Genomic DNA, 22,536 nt, shown 5'->3' on the forward strand with positions numbered 1-22,536 from the left:
GTAACCAATTCCCACAATCTTCGTGCAATCCATCACATAAACACGCACCGCCACCCCCACACCATTGGTCTTGACCAAACACCCCGGTAAGCTCCCCGCTTTCTGTTTTGTCGAAACGATTCCAAGCAGCACGCTGTCGCACGGAAGCCTAAAAGGACACAAGGACACATGAGCGACGAATTCAGCTACGACCCCTGGGGTGACAACACCGCCGGGGCATCCAATAACGCCTGGCAACATTCAACCGATCCGCTGGATGAAGCCTCTGCATCCGGTACATCCTCCGAACCGGCTCGCCCCCGAGGCAACCGCCAGGCTGTCGCCGACCTTTCCCCGGCCATTCGCAACCAGTTGAACCCGCACTGGTCCGCCTGGACTCTGCTCAGCCCCGAAGAAGCCCGTTACTTAACGGCCAATGAGCGCACCCGCTTCTTTACGCTCAACCGGCGCGGCCGCTGGGAAGCAACCCGGGGCCGCGTTGCCGGCACAACCGAGCGCTGGGTCTGCCTGGAAAAAGTACCGTCCAACCTTAACCGAACCGCCCGCTCCGGCAGCGGCTCAACCGCCGCGCCCGCGGGCGACCGACTTACCGCAAACCAGGAAGAAGCCGAGGCGATTCAAACCTACCAGCCCGAAGGCACCCGCACCGATCACGACCTGCACCTGAGCTACCTCGACGACCAGGGCGAACCGGTGCCCGACATCCAATACACCGTCACCCTGCAGAACCAGGAACACCGTGGCCGCTTGAATGAACAGGGTGAAGCCACGCTATACAACCTGCCTGCGGGCGAAGCCACCATTCTGTACCAGGCCGACCATTCCCGGCTGCCGCAACTGCGCAGTGAACTGGCCACCCTGCTCGACAACATCATCAATGAGCGCTCCGACCGCAAACAGATCATGGATGACCTGCTGGCCGAGAGTAATTACCTCGAACAGGGGCTGATCCTCACCGGCGCGTTCATGGTTTCCCTGTGGGACAGCACCAAAGACCTGGCCAGCACCACCGTCGATATCGTCACCGGCACCGCCGACACCCTGGCCAGCGCCAGTAGCGCGCTGTATGAAAAACTGGCCGATGGCTATTCACTGGAAGAACTCGAAGACGACTTCGCCTATGTAGTCGCCGAAGCTGGACACGCCTTGGATCAGGCCCAGAAGGCCTACACCGTACTCACATGGCTGGCTACCGATGAGGAGACCTGGGACCTACTGGTCAGCTTCCCCAAGCGCTTTTTCGAGTCGATGAGCACGGTCGAAAAAGTCGAGGCCCTGGGCGCCCTCGCCTTCGATATCCTGTTCGCCATCGCGCTCGCCGTTGCTACTGCACTTTCGGCCGGCGCTGCTGCCGCCGTGGCCGGCTCGGCCGCTGCGATCAAATACTCCCGGTATTTCACTGACTGCATTGGCACACTGCGCCGCATCTATCACGTCTTGCCGACGGGTATTATTGAACGACGCTATGACCAGGTTCGCCTGCAAAGCCCGGAACAGTACCACACCGGCCAGTCCAGCATTCCGACCGCAACACTGGCCCGCCCCAACGAAACAGAGACCCACTCGCAAAGCACCACCGATACCGACGAATCCACTCTGTGTGAAGCCAACAGCACCACCTGTGGCGACCCGATCAACATGCTCACCGGGGAAGAACTGTTTTCCCAGGTCGATTTCGAACTCGGCGGCCCACTGCCCCTGGTGTGGAAACGCCTCTACCGCAGCACCGCCAGCGCTCGCAAGGGAGACCTCGGTTTCGGCTGGAGCCACCCATTCGACCAGAGCCTGACGTTAAAAGACGGCGACCTGGTACACCGGGATGCCGAAGGCGCGTCCATCCGCTTTCCACTGCCTGAAGACCGCCAACGCTGGCGCAACCAGAACGGTACAGTCATCAGTCGCTTTGGCGACGCCCTCAGCCTGCGTCTGGCAGGCGTGGTTCACCACTTCGAGCCCGACCCTCAGCAACCGGACCGGTGGCGGCTAAACCAATTGACCACGGCAGACCGAACCCACCGCTGGGCGTTGCAACACGACGATACCGACACCGGCAGGGGCCGTCTGATTCGTGCCACCGCCAGCTGGGGTGCCCGGCTACACTTCCACACCGGTCGGCACGGCTGGCACCGCATTACCGGTCGAGCGCACGAACATGTCCCCGAGCGCACCCTGGCTCACTACCGACTGGACCAGACCGGCGACCTTATTGCCGCCCGGAACCACAGTGGCCAGGTGGAACACTACCGCTACCACCACCATCTGTTTCAGCTAAGACGCACCGCCACCGGCCTGACCTTCCGTTTCGAATGGGATGGCACCGGCCCCACCGCCCGCTGCACCCGGCAATACGCCGACAGCGGCGACTACGACTACCGCTTTGAATGGCAACCCGAGCAGCGCACCAGTACCTCCACCGACGGCAGGGGCTATACCGAGACTTTCGTATTCGATGCCGAAGGCCACCTGACGCAACGCACCCGGCCCGATGGCAGCGTTGAGCGCTGGCAATACAACAGCCGAAGCCAACTGCAAGCCCACACCGATCCGCTCGGCAACGCCACCCGCTTCGAGTACGACGCCCGCGACCGCCTGGTAAAACGCACCGACGCCCTCGGCCATGAAGTGCACCTGCACTACTGGAGCAACAGCCAACAACCGAGCCAGATCATCGACCCGCTCGGGCGGAGTACCCAATACGACTACAACAGCGAAGGTCAGCTAACCGCCCTGCGCCACCCAGGCGGCACCGAAGAACGCTGGGCTTACGCGGGCGACCACCTGATCGCCCACCGCGACACACAAGGCAGAGAAAACCGGTACCTCTGGAACGAACGCAGCGGCCAACTCGCCCGCCACCTGTGCCTGGTGACCGACGCTCGTGAAGGCGCAACAACACCCTCGCTTCCCGACGATTGGAACCGGCTGCCCGAGGAACGCGCCGCCAATCTACTGGCCGACCCACGCATCACCGCCATAGCTGACACCCGGTTCGACTATGACGACCAGGGCCGAATGCATACCCATACCAACCAAAACGGTCAGCAACAACACTTTCAGTACGACGACAACGGCCGACTGATCACCCAACTGAACGAACACAACCAGGCCTGGCGCTACGACTACGACACCGCCGGGCGCCTAATCGGCCAAACCGACCCCGGTGGCCGCACCACCCAACTGCGCTACGGCCCCTTCGCCCAGCCTGAAGCCAAAATCCTGCCCAACGGTCAGGAGATCCGCTACCAATACGACACCGAACGCAACCTCACCGCCGTCATTAACGGCAACGGCCAGGCACACCGTTTCGAATACGACGGCTGCGAACGCCTGACCCGGGAGATCGGCGTCGACGGCCGCACCACCGACTACCGCTACAACGACGCTGGGCAACTCATCGGCCTCAGCGAAGGCCCGATCACAGCCACCTTCGAACGCAACGCCCTCGGCCAACTGATGCGTGAACACTACCAACACGCCGACCGGCCCGACGCCCCTACATGGACCGAATACCACTACAGCGCCACAGGGCAGCTGATAAAGGCCCGCAACGAACACGCCGACCACCAGTTTGAATACGATGCGGCCGGCCGCCTAACACTCGACCACATCGGGCAGAACTTCCCCGCCTGGATGAACCAGGTACGCACCTACAGCCACCGTCAGCAACTTTATTACAACGCTCAAGGGCAATTGAGCAACGTGCATCACAGCGCCACCGTCGCTAAACTCAGTGGTCAGAAATGGCCCACCCTGCACGACGACTTCACCCAACCCGGCTGGCAGCAAAGCTACAACTGGCACCTCGATGGCACCCTAAAACGCATCGGCGTCTGCCTGCCCGACCAACCACAACGCTGGGGCGAACCCGACACCCCCTTGCTGGAACAACGCCTCAACACCCTGGGCCAGGTCACCGAGCGCCACCAGGGCGCGCACCAACTGCTGTGGGACTACGACCCCGAACAACGCCTCAGCCGCTACCGCCGCATAAAAGCGACCGACGCAGACCGGCCCACTCAAGACCCAACCGAGGCACTGCACAACCCAACGCCAACCGCGCTGCAAGACCGCCACTACGGCTTCGACGAACACGGCCGCATCAACCAGATCGACGACCAACACCGGGGCCAGCGCCGTTTCGCCTACGACCCCATCGATCAACTCACCCAGGTTGAAGAACAGCTCCTGGGCAGCAACACCCGAACCGTTCACAAAGAACAGACAGACCCGGCCGGCAACCGCCTACCGGAAGGCCTGGACACCCTGCTCGACAATCGCCTCCCGTTCCACGGCGACCGGCATTTTGACTACGACGAACACGGCAACCTGGTCCGCATTCAACGCGGCACCAATAAAAAGCTCGAACAACGGCTCAGTTACAACGCCAAACACCAACTGATCTGCATAGAAGACTACAAAAACAGCGACCTGCAACAACGCCTAAGCTTCCGCTACGACGCACTTGGCCGAAGAATCGACAAGGCCGTCCAGGGCTGGGTCACCTCCGAGCCGGAACACCCTACAAACCCCTACAGCCGCCACCTACCGGAGAAAAAACCGGAGCACGCCGAATTCAAACTACGCTACCGCGAAGCCTACGTCTGGCAGGGTCAAACCCTAATCCAGGTACGCCACATCGGCACCGACTTCAAACCGAAGAACAACCGGGTGTACTTTTACGAACCGGGTACCCATGTACCGGTGGCACTTTGGGACGAGAACTTGGGGCTTCATGATGTGGACTGCGATCATGCGGGTACGCCCAAGGCTTTGTACTGCCGCGAGACCGGAGAAGAGGTGTGGAGTAGTGATCACGAGATTTATGGAAAGACTAGAGACGCCGAGATCGCACTCGCCCACCCGGTGACTGGCTTGCCGTTCGATCCTGGGTTGCGTCAGCAGGGGCAATATGAAGATGTAGAGTCGGGGCTTTATCAAAACTGCTACCGGTTCTATGATCCCAATGTGGGGCGATACATCAGCCAGGACCCGATAGGGTTGATGGGTGGGCTTAATGCTTACCGTTATTGCCCAAATCCGGTGGGTTATGTAGATCCATTAGGGCTAAGCAGCAAAGAATGCATCCTTCCTGACAAGCATTTAGATAGCCGTCATGATGCATTTAGAGAGGCGAAACGAGACTTGGGTATTCCAATGGTACAAGATCCAATAGACGTTGCTCATGTCGATATGACGGATATGAACGGCAATAAAATATTTGAAAATGACTTCCTTCCGTTAAAAACACGGGAATATCATTACCAACTTAGTGATGGATCAAGGGTTGTGATACAAGAACATTCTGCAGGCCACTCCCAGTTTACCGGTTCTGCAACCCAACCTCATTTCAACGTCCGGCCATATGATCCTCATACCGGAAATGCGGAAAGAACAGGGAAAGTGCCTGGAACTTCTGGTCATTACACTTTTCCAATATGATATAAGGCCACAACATGAATATACTGAAGTTATTGAGTAATCCTAAGATGTTGGAAATGACAACTGGCGGTGAGCTTTCGACTGAGAATATAGAGCTTTCGTCGATACTCCTTTCTGATGGACCAACAGTTAGTTTAAAATTCAACCACCTTTCCCTACCCAAGCATTACCCTGAGAAATGGAAGAAAAAAGGCTGTAACGCTACCACCTTTACCATTAGCCAATCGGTCGAATTGGATATAAAAATTCTAAAATGGAAACCAAGGATGATTTGCAGCTTGAGACTGGAGAACTCAGATGAAGGTATATTGCTGAGCGTTTACGAGAAAGATGACCAAGTAATGTCCTGCATATCTCGGTTACTTACACTTGAACGCATCGAAGGGTATACCGATGAGCGAATACAATGAGCTCGATAATTGACTGTAATCATGCAGGAGCCTCTAAACGCGGCATAACCGGGAGACTGTCAAAAGATGCCTCAAGTAGCGATTATAAGACCCTACTTCTAACTTAGAAACGTAGAGACAATACATACCCAAGCGGTGACTGGCCAATCATTTCAACTAAACTTCTGGATGCAAGGAAAATGCGTCTCGAATTGATAATTTAACTGAAAAAACCAAAGGGAACCCAAATGAACAGAAACATCCTCATCACTTTCAACGCTTTATTTTGTGCACTATCGCTATGACTACTGACGGTTAGAGTAATTCTGCCCTTCATCAACGCTGCTCAAGCTATTGGCTTCTCAGACGCCCTCAACCTACTTGGCGCAAGATCCGCCATATTCTTTATCGCTCCCTGCCTGCTCGGATGGTTGCTCATCAACATGCTGCATCGCCGCTGGTCCATGGTGCTATATGTCGGCAGCTATGCTTTGTTGGTTTTTTCTGCGTTACTGCTTGCAGTTGGTGTTATCTCATTCATCCAGGGCCAGGAAAGTGGCCTTGCCCCCATATTAACTTTGGTAGTAGCAGCGTTGCTCTCGGCAACAGCCTGGTTCAATGGCCGAATGCTTAAGGCATTTAAAGTGGCCATATAGCTGGTCTTTATAAGACGGAGACCAAAATCCTGGGCTTTCGTCTTTAATGACCCAGCCTTGCCCACAAACCAGAAAAGGAATTTAAATTGCTTACCAAAATTAAAAATTTTACAGCCTTGCTGTTATTGAGCACTGCTGGGTTTGCGCCTATATCCTGGGCTGCTTCCAACCAGCAGGAATTTCGCACCGAAGCGCCTTTGCCACAAGTCGCCACGCCCACTGACCCAGGAACCGCACCGGATCGATACATCCAGCTTGATGTATCCAACTATTCCGCCTGGGAGTTGGATGAACTTGCCAATCAAGCTTACCGGGACGGAGATTATGACCAGGCCGTGCAGTATCAATACTGGGCTATACAAAATGGTGACGACAGTTACTATGACCTGGCTTGTGACTACGCGCTGGCAGGTAATGTAGAAGCAGCCATCCACTGGCTCTATATCGATGTTCAAAAAGGGACCGTCGACGTAAACTGGACCGATACCGACCCTGATCTTGCTAATGTTAGAAACCACGATGACTGGCCTGCCTTAAGAGAATACCTCGTGGCAATGGAGCAGTACTGGGCAGAATCCGGGAACCGTGCGTATAAAGCCATTGTTCCAGAAAGCTACCAAGCCCAAACCCTCATACCCCTAATTGTGGCATTACATGGCAAGGGTGATTCGCCCCTTGAATTTATTCACGATGGATATCAACGCCTGGCAGACGACCTGAACATTGCGATAGTCAGTATTAGCGGCCCTATTCCTTATGGACAAAATGCTTATAAGTGGAGTACGGACCCGCATGAAAATGATGCTTACCTTCAGGATTTTTTGCCAGAGATTTTGAGGCGTGAAGACATCGCAGCATCAAAAATGGCCCTTTTAGGGTTTTCTCAGGGAGCCCAGGTGTCACTCCAGACAATCGCCTTCCATCCCGATCAGTGGCAAGGGGCGCTCGCCATGTCGCCTGGGTTGTATCCTGTACAGGATGTTATTTTCTCAGGCACCACCGTACCCGACCTCAGCCAAGTCAACATTATTGTCACCAATGGTGCTGAAGAAAATGAGTATTACTTAAACTTGGCCGGACAGAACATTAACATCCTAAAATTTGGAGACGCTAACATTCAACATCTCGTTTACCCCAACTAAGGGCATCAGTTTCCATCGGATTACTATGAAAACATCGCAAACTGGGTGAATACCATTCTGTCTTCGGGGACTTAGCCCTGGTGATCAGATCGGTATAGCAGCCAACATCACTGTAGAATTTCAACGGTCACTCACCAGAACACAGACTATCCCGCCAAACTGGTAAGTGACCAACCCCTCCAAATGTGGCATCTTGCCGCATGCCAGCAACAGCATTGAACCCAATAGACCGATGAACCATGCCTTGAACAGGCGCGTAGACCAATGTTCGCGCCTGAACCATCACCTTTCCGGAATAGCTTATGACCACCTCTAACGCCCCGGCCGGTTACCTTTCCGGGCCAGTCTCAACCCACATTCATCGCATGACGGTCTCCGGCGGGCTCGGCTTGCTGGCGTTGTTCGCTGTGGATTTTGTCGACCTGTTCTTTATTTCCCTGCTCGGCGAGCGTGAGCTGGCCGCTGCCGTGGGGTTTGCGGCGTCTATCCTGTTCTTCTGCCAATCGCTGAGTATTGGCCTGACCATCGCAGTAAGCGCTACCGTCTCACGGGCTTTAGGAGCCAACCAAGTCGACCGTGCGCGTGAACTGATCGCCAGTAGCTTCGTTTTGATCCTCATCATTACCACCCTGGTCGCCGGCTCTGTCTGGCTGTGGCGAGAGTCGATACTAGCGTTATTGGGTGCCCAGGGTTATACGCTGGACCAGGCCTCCAACTACCTTGCCATCATTCTTCCTACCTTTGTGCCGGTCTCCATTGGCATGGCGGCTGGCGGCGTTATGCGAGCCAAAGGCGATGCCAGGGGTGCGCTCTGGGTCACGCTGAGCGGCGCCATCGTTAATGCCATTCTCGACCCGATACTGATTTTCGGTCTGAACCTCGATCTGACCGGAGCGGCCATTGCTAGCGCCGCCGCCCGGCTAACCATTTTCGGCTACGGCCTGTTCAAACTGCATCAGTACCGAATGCTATCCTGGCCCGGCGCGAACGCGGTACCGCGAAACTTCCCCACCATCAGCAGCATTGCCGTACCTTCCGTACTCACCAACCTGGCGACACCCATCGGCCTGGCGTTTGTAACAGCTGCCATGGCCCAGTTCGGCGATGCGGCTGTGGCAGGCTTTGCCATCATCACCCGCTTGCAGCAAGTAGCCTTTGTTGCGTTGTTTGCGTTATCTGGCGTGGTGGGGCCCATTGCAGGGCAGAACTGGGGTGCTGGCGCTTACGATAGAGTTAGCGATGTGCTCACTGAATCCGTCCGCTTTGTATTGCGCTACTGCCTCGTGGTCTGCCTTGCTCTGGCGGCACTAACACAGCCGATTATCTGGTTGTTCCAGGCTTCAAGTCAGGCCGCAGAACTGATTCGCTGGTTTACGCTGGGGTTGAGTGCGGTGTTCGTCTTCAACGGCATCACCTTTGTAACCAACGCCCTGTTCAACAACCTGGGCGCGCCCAAAACCTCAACTTTATTTAACGTACTCAAGGCCACAGTGTTTACCATTCCCTTTGTGTGGCTGGGCGCTCGCTGGTTCGGTGCGCCTGGCGTGCTGATTGGCCAGGGAGTAGGCAGTGCGATGATTGGGCTGGCGGGTTTGTATTGGTGTCGCCGCTGGGTAGACCGATTGCGTCAGGAATGATCGGTTGCTGATGTCGCATGAAGCAAGTTACAAAGGGCCATCGACGGTGCCACCACAGTTGACTGGCTCCCAATTGACATCGGTTGCATCTAATTAATGCGCTGTCGACACGTCAACTCCCTGGACATTTCATAAAAGTGCTCGTCCTGGTTATCGATCTGGTACCCAAGCTTCTGGTAAAACACAAATGCGCCTTTGTTTTCTCTGAATGTCGACAAGGTTATCTTACGCCCACTTCCCTCGGCCAGGCCCTCCAGTTCTCTCATTACCAGACTGCCTAGCCCCGAACCCCGGTGAGCCCTATACAGCAACAGCAATGACAAATGCAGCGATTGATCCTTATTTAGGAAACTCACCAAGCCGATGCGCGACGAATTAACATGCGTTATCCATAGCAAGCTATCAATAGGGTATGACGACCAGAACCGTTGCTGCTGAAATGCTTCATTCCACCCAAACGCCTGGTCAATAAACTCGTACAGACTTTCCCTATAAAGCTGATAAGCCTCATCAAGCTCACCCGGAGTAAGGGTAACCAGGTGTATCTCGTTATGCGGTTTCAAACCAGACTCCCATTGGCCTTCGCTCTTGCTGAATAATCCTTTGATGTTCAGTTTGAACGTTGATCAGGAATTAGCAAGACTGGAGGCGCAATTGTGCTTGGATTGAGGTTGGAAGGTTATCGGTTTGGCGGGCTTTGTAGCTGTGGGCAACTCACTGGATTCTGTGCTTCCTGTCGCCCAGGACCCCCTTCTGGCTTCGGTGGTGGGGTTAGCGGGGTGATGGCGGGGTGTGTAAAGGTGGTTTCTGTTGCTTTTAACGGCTGCGCCGCCCCCTCTCTCTATCTCTCTCCCCCGGAGGTGGAGAGAGAACTGGGTTTGTGGGGCTGCGCCGCTGACTTACTATCACTATCTCTCGTTAGCCGCTTTCACCACGCCATGACCAGATCATCCATCTGCAAGTTCAACCGCTCTGTACCGATTGAAAGCTCGGCAATCGCGAAGTGCGGCTGTACTTGTTTCACTTCAGCCACCAGGCGAGTGTCGCTCAGTTGCCAGAAGCTGTCGCCCTGGCGGTCGAAGTTTTGGCTGGTGCGGTACACGCTCAGGAAATCACCGGGGCGCAAGCCGCTGGAAGCACCTGTGTCCACAAAAATGCGGGTGCCGTTTACCTGGGTAATGGTGGCCATGAAAGGCTGGCATTGAATGGTTTGTTGGATGTCGCTCATCGCCTGGTCGAGCAGGGTTCTTACGTGTTGGCCATAGTCAGTGGTGAAGAATTTGCCGGTAGCAAAGCCAACTCGGGCGTTACGGGCTTCGTTCCAGTCACCATGGGTGCTGTAGCGGCTCTGGAAAACCAGAGCGCCTGAGTGGCCATCGTGTACGAAGAGATCAAACACGAAGTGGCGGGTGCGAGGCGCTTTTTCGATGCCCACTCTGGCCAGCAGGCCATCCCAGCTGCGCTCGCGCGGGGCATCGGGGTTTTCCATGGCCAGGTCACGAATCACGCCGGAGATGACAAATTGCACACCCAGACTCTGGGCCGCATCGACGGCGCTGGTGAGCGTCATACGCGGGGAAAGTTGAGTTGGCGCAGTGCGGGTATTCGGATATAGGGTCATGGTATTGGCGTTCAGGGCGCGCATGCCGGCTACGCCGTTCAGGCCGTTGACCAGGTAGGCTGGCAAACCCCGATCTACTGAACCCAGGTGGCCCATGGACGCTTGCTGTGGGTGCTCCATGGCGAAGCCGGTAACGGCGACCGACTTGCGGTAATGGTTGGCCATAACATTGGCGCACACTTGGTCGGGCGAAACCCGGGCGGTAATGGCCACGGTATAAAGGTTACCCTCACGGCCTTCACTCATGATCTGAATGTCACGCACCTGGGCGGCGCTGTTTACGCGCAAGTAGTCGACGGTCAGGTTGCCGTCTTCCATAACCTGGGTGCTATGCACCTGGGCACTGACCTGCATGGAGGCGCTTTCGATGGCTTTGCGCAATGCCCGAATACGGGCACTGTTGATGTCGTCGTACTCGACCTCGGCCTGGCCTTCGGCATCAACCAGCACCACATTGCCGGCAGGCATTTGCTCTGCCGATGCGGCCCCGATCACCAGGGCGAACACCAGAATAAAACCGATGAAACCTTGCATCTCTATGCTCCTTCGCGACGGTTCATCCGCTTCCCGGAGGGTACGGTTCATCGCGATGTGTTATTCGATGTGTGACTCAACCGATTACCTTACTCAATGAAGTACAAGCCAGAACCGGTAGTATCGATACCCTGTTGGCGAAGCTGGGAGCGCGTCATCGAATCGATGTCGTACACCACATCGGACGCACAGCGGCTGTTTTGCCGGCCGGCGGGCTGGTTGGCCAGACAGTTGCGGAAGCCTTCATCGATGACCATTTCAACCATGGTCTCGTAGCTGCCATCAGCCATCATGTCCTGGTACACCACCTTGGCGCCCAGTATGTGGGTGTCGACAAACGCTTTGAACCGGTCGTTCTCAACCACCAGGTTTTCGACGGTCGAACTACCGACAATCTGCGTGCCATAAACCCGCTCGGCGAGCGTGCGGTATGCGTCAAGCTTGGAAGCGCGCATGGCGATCAGTCGTTTCTGAACCTCCGAGAGCCCCTGTGAATTGGGGTTAATGGCACCGTAACCGGTCGAGCGCAGTACCATGGGTTCCATGGGCGGGAGCTTTTCATTAATGGCCCGAACCTCGGCCACAATGGCCTCAACTTCATCGTCATCGTTACCGAAGGGCCACATCGAGCAGCCGCTTAACACCAGCGCTGCGCCCAGTACCACCACACCGGAACGCAATTTGGACAGGGTTTTCATAGAAGGTCTCCGCCTACCGATACAACACATGGGATTTCCTGTTTTATCGGCATGAATCGGCAGGACATTAGCCCTAACTGAGCGACACGGGTTCTGACAATAATCACTGCCAATATTCTGCCATTCCGATCACCCGGTCAGGTTTCTGACAGCGTAATACGTCAAAGAAACGATCAAAAAAGCATCAAATCGGCCTTTTTTATGTGAATTACTTCACAGTAAGTTCGGTTTAACCCAGAATTTTTCCCCACAAGGCCCGCCACTCTTTACTGTGCGTCGCCGAACCACCAAGAGCAGACACCCTCGAGGGCAGAACGTGAACCGGACACTGACTATCACTTGCGCCACGTTGATTGGCAGTCTTGGCGGCCCATTGGCCGGCACCGCGCTGGCAGGCAATTACAACTACCTGACCAGCAGCACCGCCGTGTCAGTCGGCCCGATCAGCAACCCCCAGATCGCCACATCCGGGCGTTTCAATCCGTCCGCCAGCCAAATCAGTACCAACCGGGCCCGGTTTCCGGTACTGGACTTCACGCTGAATCTGCAGCAGCGAGGCCTGGGCGAATTCAATACGGTGTTTGACAACATGGATGCGCAGATCAACCAGATCTCCGACACCTTTGATGCTTATGATGCAGGCGATGCCTCGGTCGGCGATGTATTGGCCGAAGTCGATGCGCTGGAGACCTCGCTCGACAACAACGTCGAACTGCTGGCAGACAGCTTCTACCTGAAGCCCGGCGCGCTGGTAAACCTGCCGATGACGCCGCTGAGCATCGATATGGGCAATGCCGGTACGCTTAGCCTGGGCGCTTCATCGTTGACCCAGGCCCGGGGTTCACTGTTGCACGGCCCGATAGAATTTGACATCGATGCACAGACCATCGCCGACACCAGTGACGATAACGAAGACCTGGATGCCCTAGACTACCTGCGCACCACCTCATCGGTCTATTTGAAGCAGGGACAGGTGTTCAATGTCGATGTCGGCTATGCCCAGGCTTTGCACGGTGTTCGTTTTCTCGACCAGTTCGGGATTGAAACCACGGCAGGCGCGCGGGGCACGCTGATTGCCCACAATTTGCAGAAACACCTTTACCCGCTGAAAGACCTGGCACGCCAGGCCAGTGAAGACGACAGCACCCTAAGCAATGACATCAGCAACGATTTGTCAGAAGGGTTCGAAGACTTCAACCTCGATGTCGCGCTGGACCTGGGCGTCACCTTTAAACGTAACAATACCCTGGTGGGAGTCACCGCCTACAACCTGAACGCACCCGTGCTGGAATACAACCGGCTCGGCGGCGACTGCGACAGCATCAGCAACGACCTGGCACAGACCGAGTGTTACCACGCTGAATACTTTGCCTCGATTGGCGATATCGACCTCACTGAAGAGCATCGCCTGTTCCCGCACATCACCGTCGATGCCAGCCAGAGCTTCCTGAGCAACCGTATCGCCATCGCTGGCGCTGCCGACCTGTGGCGCAAGACCGACTTGTTCGGCGAGCAGAGCCAGAACATCAACCTCGCATTTCTGGCCCAACCGACCGCCTGGTACTGGCCTCGCCTGCGACTCGGCATCGGCAAAGACGTATTGGATTTCGAAGCCACCCAACTCGGCCTAGGCCTCAGCTTTTTCAATGTCGTTCAATTCGACACTCAGATCAACAGCGTGCTGGGCGATCTGTTCAGCAGTGACCTGACCAAGCAAGGCAATGCACTGCGCAGTGCTTCCGCTGCTTTGTCCGTTAACGTCGCGTTTTAATCTGGCCTTGGAGAAACAATTTATGAAACCTACTTATCTGACTCTCACACTGGCCGCCTCCCTGACCCTGGCCGGTTGCAACGTTGACCCCCAGGATGGCACCGGCAGCGACAATCGCACCGGGCTGAATGGCCTGGCGGTCGATGGCCGTATTGCCGGCGGCAAGGTCTGGGCCGACATGAACAACAACAACCGCATCGACGATTTCGAGCCCTATGCCTACACCGACAGCGACGGCTACTACTCCTACAACCCGCTGAACAATACCAACTACTGTGCCTTGCCGGTCATTTCCGACGAGTACCAGCGCTACTGCCTGATCTATGGCAGCAGTGTCGATAGCATCGTGATTCGCATCAAGGGCGGCACCGACCTCTCAACCGGCGAGCGGCTGAAGGGCGTGATGGCCATGTCATCCTCTATTTCATCGTCGTCGGTGCGCAGCTCAACACCGCTGGTCCTGTCACCCATCACAACCTTGTTGTCCGGCGTCGATTCAGACTACGCGCGCAATGAGATTCGCAGTGCCCTGAGCATTACCTCGGATGCTGACCTGCGTCTGGATTTTTCTACCGCAAGCGATGCCAAAGCAAAGCGGTTTCTGGCTAACTCGGTTGCCGTACAAACCATGATGGATGTTCTGACATCAAGCACCGACAATGACCAGGCGGAAGCCACTAACCAGATGCAACTGATCAACCGCCTGAGCCAGCAAGTGGCCATGGGCGCCCGCCCGGTTGAATTTAACCAGTCGCACGTGCAAAACCTGACGTCATCGCTGATCTCCGATTCCCAAACGATCAGCCGGGTTACTACTCGTCTGGCCGACCTTAATGCAGAAATTCAGCGCATAGAAACCGCAGCAGACCAGGCCGCCGTCAATGCCCAGCTCAAGGCTTCCGAGGTGATTTCGCAGTTGATCAAGCGCGAATCAGATAGCGATGAAGCAGAATCCATTCAACGGGTACTGAACAGTGGCATCAACACCCTATCAACGGCGCTGACCACCAACCTGAACACCAACACCGTCGAGTTCGACATTGCCAGCATTACCAACAGCCTGGTCGACGCCGGCAAAAACGCTACCGGCAACCTGGACAATGATGCCATCAACACCGCCTCACAAGACGCCGCTACTGAAGCGACTCTGGCCACCGGCACCCAATGGGGTGGCAATTGGTTCGTACTCGAAGCCACGGCTGAGGATTCTGACGAACTGGCCGAAGGCAGCTACATTGCCATTCGCCTGGACGGCAATGCCGAATCCACCAGTGGCCGCATCGGCACCTGCGTCAATGTCAGCGCACTCAACCCGGATGATGACGATGAAGTCTTCGAAAATGAATACCTTGGCGGACGTTGGAGCAAACTCTCGGAAGGCGCCATTCTGTTGACATTCGATTACGAAGGTCAGGAATTCGAAGGCCAGATGAAAGCCAAGGTTAAAAACGAAGGCGAAGCCCAGAAGTTCCGTTTCACCTCTGAAATTGATGGAGCGACCGAATCCGGTGATTTGGTCCTGAACGAAACCCGCCGTGCAAATCTAAACGCAGTGGCCCGGCCAGTATCCGATGAAGACTGTGCCAACACCGTAAACGCAAGCCTCTAACATAACCGGCCAGCGCGCCTGAAAAGCGCTGTTGGCCAACGTTAGTATTTGCACGAGCACCAGAACCCGCTAAGCTTCACTGAGTGTAAACCTGACGTAAACTCAAAAAGGTCAACCGATGAAAAAAACGCTGATTGCTCTCTCCGTTATTGCTGCCAGTACCGCTCAGGCAACTCCCTTTACCGGGAATGATGCGAAGTCGAACGCCATGGGTAATACCGGGGTAGCGTCGGCCGCGTTGTCGAGTGTGCACTCGTTCAACCCCGCCCTGTTGTCGGTATTGGGCCGGGAATCATCCTTCGCGATGACACTGCCTTCATTCCGTTTTTCCATCGACGACTCCGACGGCGTCATCACCTCCGGCAAAGCCTTCACCGATGACGGCGGCACCATCGATCAGTTTGAAACCATTGATGCGGATGCGTTCAGTGTTGCGGTGTTTGGGGATACGGATGCTGGTATTGCATCTATGGAAGAGGTATTGACCGACATTGGGCAGAACGTGACTGATCTGGAAGCCGCAATTCAGGCCGTCAATGATGACATTGACAATGATGGTGAAGTGTCACAGGCAAACCTAAACGAACTGAATGCCCAATCAGGAAACCTAACAACCAATACCAGTACACTTGATGGTAAGACCAACACCGCCAACAACGAAGCCACTAATTTGGACCGGGTGGTTCAAAACACCAAGCGGGACTTTCAGGATTTTGACGAAAAAGCCTTCAGTCTAGGCTTGGGTGCTGATTTCATCAGTGTGGCAGTGCCACGTGAAGGCTACAGCTTCGGTGTAAACATAACGAACAACACCACGATCGGCGCTAAAGTGTTCATGAACGACAATGATTTCAATGAAATTGACTTGTTGTTGGATGATTTGACAGGTTTAACAAATCAGTCCACCGAACTCAGTGGTTCTATGGTCAATTTGTCCGGTGCAAACCAAGCTATTACCGATCATATTGGCACCCTGCCAGATCAAAGTGACTATTCAAATGACGCTGCAGGTGCTCAACAATATGAAGATGACCTTCAAGCTTGGGGTACAGAGCTTCAAAACCTGACTACTGACCTAAACACTGCACAAAATGAAGTCAACACCGAACAAGACGCTTTGGTGAACTACGACGGCACCTACTACTCAAACGGCGAAGTAGACGCACCGACACTTGACAACTTCGAATCCGAAATGGAAATCATCGGCGCATCGGTCACAGAATTCGGTGTCACCATCGCGCGGGATTTTGAGTACATGGGCGAATCGTTCTCGGCCGGTGTTACACCCAAACTGGTCAGCCTGAATATCTTCGAGAAACGTTTCACCATTGAGGAAGCGGAAGACGAGTTTGGCGACACCGCCACACTGATTGAAGAGAACTCAACCAACGTCATCACCGCTAACGTAGACATCGGTGTCGCCAAAAACTGGCCCGACGTCCTAAACGGCCAGGTACGCGGTGGTCTGGTGATTAAAGACCTGATTCCGCAAACCTTTGAAACCACCTCAGGCGCTGATGTCAGCATTGGCCCCAAAATGCGCATCGGCGGTGCCCACATGACCCGCTGGACTACCCTGGCGGCAGACCTGGACATCACCGAAAACCAGCCGCTGAAATACGGTGTGCCGACCCGCTACCTGGGCCTGGGCGCTGAATTCAACGCCTACAACTGGTTCAAACTGCGCGGCGGCTACCGCAATAACCTGAGCGTGGAAGACAGCCATGTCATTTCCGCTGGTTTCGGTTTTACCCCCTGGGGCGTTGGCTTGGATCTGACGGGCTGGTTCAAACCCAAGTCGTTTGATGACTGGGATGAAGTGATTCAGGACGCTGGCATGGTTGCCCAGTTCTCGATGGAGTTTTAATCAGTAGATTCAGATTTGGCAACCATCCAAGTGTCAGTTGCCGGGTAGACCTAGCCGGGGGAGTCCGCAACATGGACTAAAACGCCAGGAGCGTTTTAGCATGAGCGAAGCGAGCCCGAAGGGTGAATCCCATGGACGGGATTCATATCATGCGTTCTAGGCCCGAGACGTCGGACCGCCATTGATGGATCTACGCCGACCCCGGATAGGTCTACCCGGTGGCTGACACGAATTCAAGCCACGGATCCCCTGCAACCACAGCCCACTTTCCACTACACTATCACCACATTCTCAACGCTTGTCTGACTACCCTACATGGATATCTACCTCGTTGGTGGTGCCGTTCGCGACACCTTGCTCGGCCTTGCAGTAAAAGATCACGACTGGGTGGTCGTTGGCGCCACGCCCGAGCAACTGGAACAGCAAGGCTACCAGCGCGTTGGTGCCGACTTTCCCGTGTTCCTGCACCCCAGCACCAAAGAGGAATATGCCCTGGCACGCACCGAGCGTAAATCGGGCCATGGCTACACCGGCTTTGAGGTTCAGTTTTCGCCGGATGTCACCCTCGAAGACGACCTGCTGCGCCGCGACCTCACCATCAACGCCATGGCCCGGGCAGACGACGGCACCCTGATCGACCCCTACCACGGCAAGGCCGACCTCGACGCCCGCCTGCTGCGCCACGTTTCGCCCGCCTTTCGGGAAGACCCTTTGCGCGTATTGCGCGTCGCCCGCTTTGCCGCCCGGTTCGACCACCTCGGCTTCAGCGTCGCCGACGACACCCAGGCCCTGATGTGCGACATGGTGCAGGAAGGCGAACTGGGCTACCTGGTGCCGGAACGCATCTGGCAGGAAATGAGCCGGGCCCTGATGGAGCCCAACCCCGAAGTCTTCTTTCAGGTATTGCGCGCCTGCGGGGCACTCAGGGTCGTCTTCCCGGCGCTCGACGCCCTGTTCGGCATCCCCCAGCCAATGCGCTGGCACCCCGAAGTCGATACCGGTATTCATACCCTCAAAGCCCTGCAGATCGCCGTACAGATGGACGCCCCGCTTGACGTTCGGGTCGCAACGCTCAGTCACGACCTGGGCAAAGCCCTCACCGAACCCACCAACTGGCCCTCGCACCGGGGCCACGAAGACCTGGGGGCCGACCTAATTCGCCAGCACGCCAGCAACTGGCGCTGGCCGAAGAAAGCCGCCGCGCTGGCCGAACATACCGCGCGCTATCACACCCATTGCCATCGCATTCGGGAACTACGGCCCGCGACCATCGTCAAAACCCTGAACAAGCTCGGTGCCTTTCGCCAGAGCGACCACTTCCGGCAATTCCTGCAAGCCTGTGAATGTGATGCCCGCGGACGATCCGGTCTGGAACAGCAACCGTACCCTCAGGCAGCATTATTTGAACGCTGTCTGGCGGCTTGTGGGTCGGTATTACCGGCCGATCTGGCCGCACAGGGGTATCAGGGCGCTGAGCTGGGCGAGGCGCTGAACCGGGAACGGGTACGCGCGGTAGCGCAGGAGAAGGCAACGTGGTCCGACTAAGCAGCACCATCACACAGGAATCGGCCGCAGCGCCGGTCGTTTTTCTCACCGGCGCCGCGCGTCGGGTGGGCGCCGAAACCGCCCGGGTATTTCACGCCGCCGGGTTTCGGGTCGTTATTCATTACCGCAGCAGCGAGCAGGATGCCATCGCGCTGGTCGACGAACTCAACCGGGCACGGCCAGACACCGCCGCCTGCATTCAATCAAGACTCGACACCCAAGCCACCATTCAAGCGGCGGCTGATGACGCCATTGCGGTGTTTGGCCAGATCGATGTGCTAATCAACAACGCCTCCAGTTTCTTCCCAACCCCCTGGGGCGACATTACTGACGACGCCATTCACGCCCTGATGCACAGCAACCTATTGCTGCCAATGGCGATGATCCAGGCGCTGGCATCTGAGCTGAAACACCGGGAGGGCACCATCATCAACCTGGTCGACATTCATGCCCTGCGCCCGCTGGCCGATCACCCAGCCTACGGCGCGGCCAAGGCCGGACTGATCAGCCTGACCAAAAGCGCCGCGCTGGATCTGGCACCCCGGGTTCGCGCCAATGCCATAGCGCCCGGAGCTATTTTGTTGCCCGAGCAGGAAGGCGATGACTATGAAGCAGCGCTAACCGGCAACGTTCCGCTGGCACGCATGGGCAACCCAACCGACATTGCCGAAGCGGCGCTGTTTCTGGCGACTGCGCCCTATGTTACCGGCCAGATATTGGCGGTCGACGGCGGTCGTACTCTGAAGCAATAGCGGCCATCCGCTCGGCGTAACGCCCTGCCAGTTCAGACCAGAGAGGCAAAGCCGGCTCAGCGACCGGCGCACCTCCAGTGCCCGTCAGCACCGATTTCAGTGCGGCTGTCAGTTCGGCCACATCACATTGGGCGTCGGTTTCTGAGCCAGTATAGAAATGCGCGTCAGGCAACACTTCGGGGTAGGCTAAGCGCTGTGGTGCCAACACCTGAGCACCGGCCTGAGCCAACTCCAGCATCGACAGCCCCTGAAAATCGTGCAGCGACGTTGAAACGCCAATTCCAGCCCGACCAATCCACTGCCGGTAGTCGCTCTGAGTGGCCTCACCCCAGTGTACAACCGAGTCGCCCAGCATTTGTCGCTGGCTTTCAAACTCCGAATTCCGGCCGCCGCCCGAACCCAGCATCGCCAGTCTGAATCCAACGCCTGCGGCGCGCAGAGTCATCAACGCCGCCAAAAACCGTTCTGGCTGTTTGTCCCACTCCCAACGGTGATTCCATACGATCAGATCGGCTTCTTTGGGCTGGTCGCGCAGTGCCGAGAACGCTTCGGTCAGCGGCACGGGCAACACATCCGAACGATGCTCGATGCGGTCCAGGGGTTTACCCGGCAGCTTTTCAGGAAATCGGCGCAGCAGCTTTCGAGCCCCGTCTAAAAAGGTGCTCCGGTTAAACTCAGTGTTGAAACTGACCCAGTCGGCACACAGGGCATTCTGAATGCTCAGGAACTGCCAGCCGATCTGGTGATCGGTCGCTTGAGAATCCGAGCGCGGGTGCGCGAACTGGTTTTCGTGAAAATAGAGCCAGGTAGGAATAGCCGCCAGTTGCGGTCGAAAGGCCCGCAGCCGGGTCAGGTCACTCAGGCTGGTGGCAATGATCAGATCGTACTCGCGCTCGAAATCGGTGTCGTCAGACAGCGCCCAGAGCAGGCCAGAGGCCTCCACGCGCCAGCTAAAATGGCGCGCCGGCTGGGTCTTGAGCGTCCAGTCGATGTCCGGACAGGCCGCCATTAGGCCTTCGCACCAGTATTGATGACTGGCGCTGTGGTAAGCGCTGAGCAGCAGAACCCGCATCAGTCGGTATCGGACTCCGGGCGAGCCCCGCTGTAACCCCAGGGCGGCAGCAGGGTCTGGGGAATACCGGCGCACTTGAGCACCCGGGCGACGATGAAATCAACCATGTCGGCCACGGTTTCGGGTTTGTGGTAAAAGCCCGGACTGGCTGGAACAATGTGGGCACCGGCGCGCTTCAGCGTCAGCATGTTGGTCAGGTGTATTTCACTGTACGGCGTTTCACGCGGCACCAGAATCAGCTTGCCGCCTTCTTTCAGCACCACATCGGCGCCGCGTTCGATCAGGTTATCGCACTGACCGGTAGCGATGGATGCCAGCGTGCCGGTAGAACAGGGGCAGACGATCATTGTCTCCGGCGCGCCGGAGCCGCTGGCGACCGGGCTCATCCAGTCTTCACGCCCAGAGATGACAAGCTCACCACCGCTGCCCAGCCGCTCTCGCAAATAAGTCGCCAGCTTCTCGTGTTGCGCTGGCCAGGGTGACCCGGTTTCAACGGCAGCCACCATCAAAGCGGCCTTGGAGACCAGCAAATGTACCTCATAGTCCGCCGCCAGCAACACCTGCAGCAAGCGCTCGGCATAGGGCGTACCCGAGGCACCGGTAATGCCCAGGGTAATGCGCGGGCGCGGTGTCTTCTTGGTTGTTTCACTCATCGGTATCACCGGCATAACGAATCAGCCCTTCCTGGGCGGTGCTGGCAACCAGGTTGCCATCGCGATCAAATATCTGCCCGCGCACATAGCCGCGCGCACCGCTGGCGCTTGGGCTATCGGCCACATAGAGCAACCAGTCATCAAGCCGGAACGGGCGATGGAACCAGATGGCGTGGTCGAGGCTGGCAATGGTCAGGCCCGGTTTCATCAGCGAGATGCCATGCGGCATCAATGCGGTTTCCAGAAAGCCGTAATCGGTGGTGTAGGCGAGCATTGACTGATGCACCAACGGATCATCCGGCAGACTGCCGTTGGCGCGAATCCACATATGGCGCTTGGCAATGCCATGACGCGGTCGAAACGGGTTCTGTGCCTCTACAATGCGGTATTCGATCGGTCGTTCAGCGGTGAACAGGTCGCGTACCCGACCGGGGATTTCATCGGCATGGTCCCGGTAGAGTTTCACTTCCGATTCCAGCACCTCGGGGCCTGGCACATTGGGCATCGAATCCTGATGCTCCAGGCCCGGCTCCTGAGTCTGGAACGAGGCCGTCATGGCCAGGATGGGTTTGCCGAACTGGCTGGCAATGACCCGGCGCACGCTGAAAGAGCGGCCGTCGCGAATGATTTCGACTTCATACTCGATCGGGTGGTTGGTATCGCCCGGGCGCAGAAAGTAGGAGTGCAATGAGTGCGGCATGCGGCTATCGAGCGTCTGAATCGCCGCCGACAAGGCCTGGCCGATCACCTGTCCGCCAAACACCTTGGGGTACCCCAGATCCTGCGACAGGCCGCGGTAGCGCAGCTGACCTATCGGTTCCAGCTGCAATAATTCGATCAGGCGCTCAACAACAGCGTTTGCCATTTGGCATTCTCCCACCAGTATATTCTCATGTTTCTCGGTTCGCTCACCCAAGGCTAGTGGCTAGCGTCAGGTGTCAGGCAATAAAACCGCGCATTGTTCCAAAAATTGCACTTTAAGTCGCGCCAAAAGACTGTCAATATAAAACTGTTCAAAAAACAACCTTGGTCAAGTGTGAATTTTTTGACGCTGACACTGGCAAAACAATGTACGATTTTGAACCAGCGTCACAATTTACACTCTATCGAGGGGTTAGTCGTCGAGTAGGGGTCTTTTACCCTATAGTAAC

The 22,536-nt window shown here is 56.5% G+C and carries 15 protein-coding genes; 9 read left to right on the forward strand and 6 right to left on the reverse strand.

The annotated features are described in order from the left end of the window. Positions 1–168: 168 nt before the first annotated feature. From ABJT94_RS14590 to ABJT94_RS14605, 4 genes are all read left to right on the forward strand, one after another. On the forward strand, positions 169–5,439 hold the full coding sequence (locus tag ABJT94_RS14590; protein WP_348476940.1) for a DUF6531 domain-containing protein: 5,271 nt from the start codon (positions 169–171) through the stop codon (positions 5,437–5,439). A 14-nt stretch (positions 5,440–5,453) separates the two neighbouring features. Next, positions 5,454–5,849: an Imm50 family immunity protein gene (locus ABJT94_RS14595; RefSeq protein ID WP_348476941.1), complete on the forward strand. Its 396-nt coding sequence runs from the start codon at positions 5,454–5,456 to the stop codon at positions 5,847–5,849. A 721-nt stretch (positions 5,850–6,570) separates the two neighbouring features. Next, on the forward strand, positions 6,571–7,626 hold the full coding sequence (locus tag ABJT94_RS14600; protein ID WP_348476943.1) for an alpha/beta hydrolase-fold protein: 1,056 nt from the start codon (positions 6,571–6,573) through the stop codon (positions 7,624–7,626). A gap of 302 nt (positions 7,627–7,928) precedes the next feature. Then, complete coding sequence (locus tag ABJT94_RS14605) at positions 7,929–9,263, forward strand: MATE family efflux transporter (RefSeq protein ID WP_348476944.1); 1,335 nt, start codon at positions 7,929–7,931, stop codon at positions 9,261–9,263. Between the two features lie 89 nt (positions 9,264–9,352). On the opposite strand, the gene ABJT94_RS14610 is transcribed toward ABJT94_RS14605, so the two are convergent. From ABJT94_RS14610 to ABJT94_RS14620, 3 genes are all read right to left on the reverse strand, one after another. After that, on the reverse strand, positions 9,353–9,826 hold the full coding sequence (locus ABJT94_RS14610) for a GNAT family N-acetyltransferase (protein WP_348476945.1): 474 nt from the start codon (positions 9,824–9,826) through the stop codon (positions 9,353–9,355). 365 nt (positions 9,827–10,191) lie between these two features. Further along, positions 10,192–11,418 (reverse strand): flagellar assembly protein T N-terminal domain-containing protein, encoded by a 1,227-nt coding sequence (locus tag ABJT94_RS14615; protein ID WP_348476946.1) that lies wholly within the window; start codon positions 11,416–11,418, stop codon positions 10,192–10,194. Positions 11,419–11,507: 89 nt separating this feature from the next. Beyond that, complete coding sequence (locus ABJT94_RS14620; protein WP_348476947.1) at positions 11,508–12,116, reverse strand: LPP20 family lipoprotein; 609 nt, start codon at positions 12,114–12,116, stop codon at positions 11,508–11,510. 316 nt (positions 12,117–12,432) lie between these two features. Here ABJT94_RS14620 and traF (ABJT94_RS14625) point away from each other — a divergent pair, with 316 nt between their 5' ends. The 5 genes from traF (ABJT94_RS14625) to ABJT94_RS14645 all read left to right on the forward strand — a co-directional run bounded on the left by traF (ABJT94_RS14625) (position 12,433) and on the right by ABJT94_RS14645 (position 19,660). Further along, on the forward strand, positions 12,433–13,887 hold the full coding sequence (traF, locus tag ABJT94_RS14625) for a conjugal transfer protein TraF (protein ID WP_348476949.1): 1,455 nt from the start codon (positions 12,433–12,435) through the stop codon (positions 13,885–13,887). Positions 13,888–13,909: 22 nt separating this feature from the next. Beyond that, positions 13,910–15,496 carry a hypothetical protein gene (locus ABJT94_RS14630; protein WP_348476951.1) on the forward strand — a complete coding sequence of 529 codons (1,587 nt, stop codon included), beginning with the start codon at positions 13,910–13,912 and terminating at the stop codon, positions 15,494–15,496. Between the two features lie 118 nt (positions 15,497–15,614). After that, positions 15,615–17,363: a conjugal transfer protein TraF gene (gene traF / locus ABJT94_RS14635; protein ID WP_348476952.1), complete on the forward strand. Its 1,749-nt coding sequence runs from the start codon at positions 15,615–15,617 to the stop codon at positions 17,361–17,363. Positions 17,364–17,678: 315 nt separating this feature from the next. After that, the gene (locus ABJT94_RS14640; protein WP_348476953.1) at positions 17,679–18,908 is read left to right on the forward strand and encodes a multifunctional CCA addition/repair protein; all 1,230 of its coding nucleotides are present in this window, start codon (positions 17,679–17,681) and stop codon (positions 18,906–18,908) included. Further along, a complete protein-coding gene (locus ABJT94_RS14645) occupies positions 18,896–19,660 on the forward strand; it encodes a pteridine reductase (protein WP_348476954.1) in 765 nt (254 codons plus the stop codon). Before ABJT94_RS14640 ends, ABJT94_RS14645 begins: the two co-directional genes overlap by 13 nt. Here ABJT94_RS14645 and ABJT94_RS14650 read toward each other — a convergent pair. The 3 genes from ABJT94_RS14650 to ABJT94_RS14660 are packed head-to-tail and all read right to left on the reverse strand — an operon-like array spanning position 19,611 to position 22,250. Beyond that, positions 19,611–20,732 (reverse strand): DUF3524 domain-containing protein, encoded by a 1,122-nt coding sequence (locus ABJT94_RS14650; protein WP_348476955.1) that lies wholly within the window; start codon positions 20,730–20,732, stop codon positions 19,611–19,613. The genes ABJT94_RS14645 and ABJT94_RS14650 overlap by 50 nt on opposite strands. After that, positions 20,732–21,385: a flavin prenyltransferase UbiX gene (locus tag ABJT94_RS14655; RefSeq protein WP_348476956.1), complete on the reverse strand. Its 654-nt coding sequence runs from the start codon at positions 21,383–21,385 to the stop codon at positions 20,732–20,734. The genes ABJT94_RS14650 and ABJT94_RS14655 overlap by 1 nt, the downstream gene beginning before the upstream one ends. Beyond that, on the reverse strand, positions 21,378–22,250 hold the full coding sequence (locus tag ABJT94_RS14660; RefSeq protein ID WP_348476957.1) for an acyl-CoA thioesterase II: 873 nt from the start codon (positions 22,248–22,250) through the stop codon (positions 21,378–21,380). The genes ABJT94_RS14655 and ABJT94_RS14660 overlap by 8 nt, the downstream gene beginning before the upstream one ends. Positions 22,251–22,536 lie beyond the last annotated feature (286 nt).

The organism is Saccharospirillum sp. (assembly GCF_039982735.1).
Lineage (GTDB): Bacteria > Pseudomonadota > Gammaproteobacteria > Pseudomonadales > Natronospirillaceae > Saccharospirillum.

What these genes read in the sequence shown, in the direction of transcription:
- ABJT94_RS14640 (WP_348476953.1), top strand. Translation starts at nt 17,679, where the DNA reads ATGGATATCTACCTCGTTGGTGGTGCCGTTCGCGACACCTTGCTCGGC.
- ABJT94_RS14615 (WP_348476946.1), bottom strand. Translation starts at nt 11,418, where the DNA reads ATGCAAGGTTTCATCGGTTTTATTCTGGTGTTCGCCCTGGTGATCGGG.
- ABJT94_RS14660 (WP_348476957.1), bottom strand. Translation starts at nt 22,250, where the DNA reads ATGGCAAACGCTGTTGTTGAGCGCCTGATCGAATTATTGCAGCTGGAA.
- ABJT94_RS14590 (WP_348476940.1), top strand. Translation starts at nt 169, where the DNA reads ATGAGCGACGAATTCAGCTACGACCCCTGGGGTGACAACACCGCCGGG.
- ABJT94_RS14655 (WP_348476956.1), bottom strand. Translation starts at nt 21,385, where the DNA reads ATGAGTGAAACAACCAAGAAGACACCGCGCCCGCGCATTACCCTGGGC.
- ABJT94_RS14605 (WP_348476944.1), top strand. Translation starts at nt 7,929, where the DNA reads ATGACCACCTCTAACGCCCCGGCCGGTTACCTTTCCGGGCCAGTCTCA.
- ABJT94_RS14620 (WP_348476947.1), bottom strand. Translation starts at nt 12,116, where the DNA reads ATGAAAACCCTGTCCAAATTGCGTTCCGGTGTGGTGGTACTGGGCGCA.
- ABJT94_RS14595 (WP_348476941.1), top strand. Translation starts at nt 5,454, where the DNA reads ATGAATATACTGAAGTTATTGAGTAATCCTAAGATGTTGGAAATGACA.
- ABJT94_RS14630 (WP_348476951.1), top strand. Translation starts at nt 13,910, where the DNA reads ATGAAACCTACTTATCTGACTCTCACACTGGCCGCCTCCCTGACCCTG.
- ABJT94_RS14650 (WP_348476955.1), bottom strand. Translation starts at nt 20,732, where the DNA reads ATGCGGGTTCTGCTGCTCAGCGCTTACCACAGCGCCAGTCATCAATAC.
- traF (WP_348476952.1), top strand. Translation starts at nt 15,615, where the DNA reads ATGAAAAAAACGCTGATTGCTCTCTCCGTTATTGCTGCCAGTACCGCT.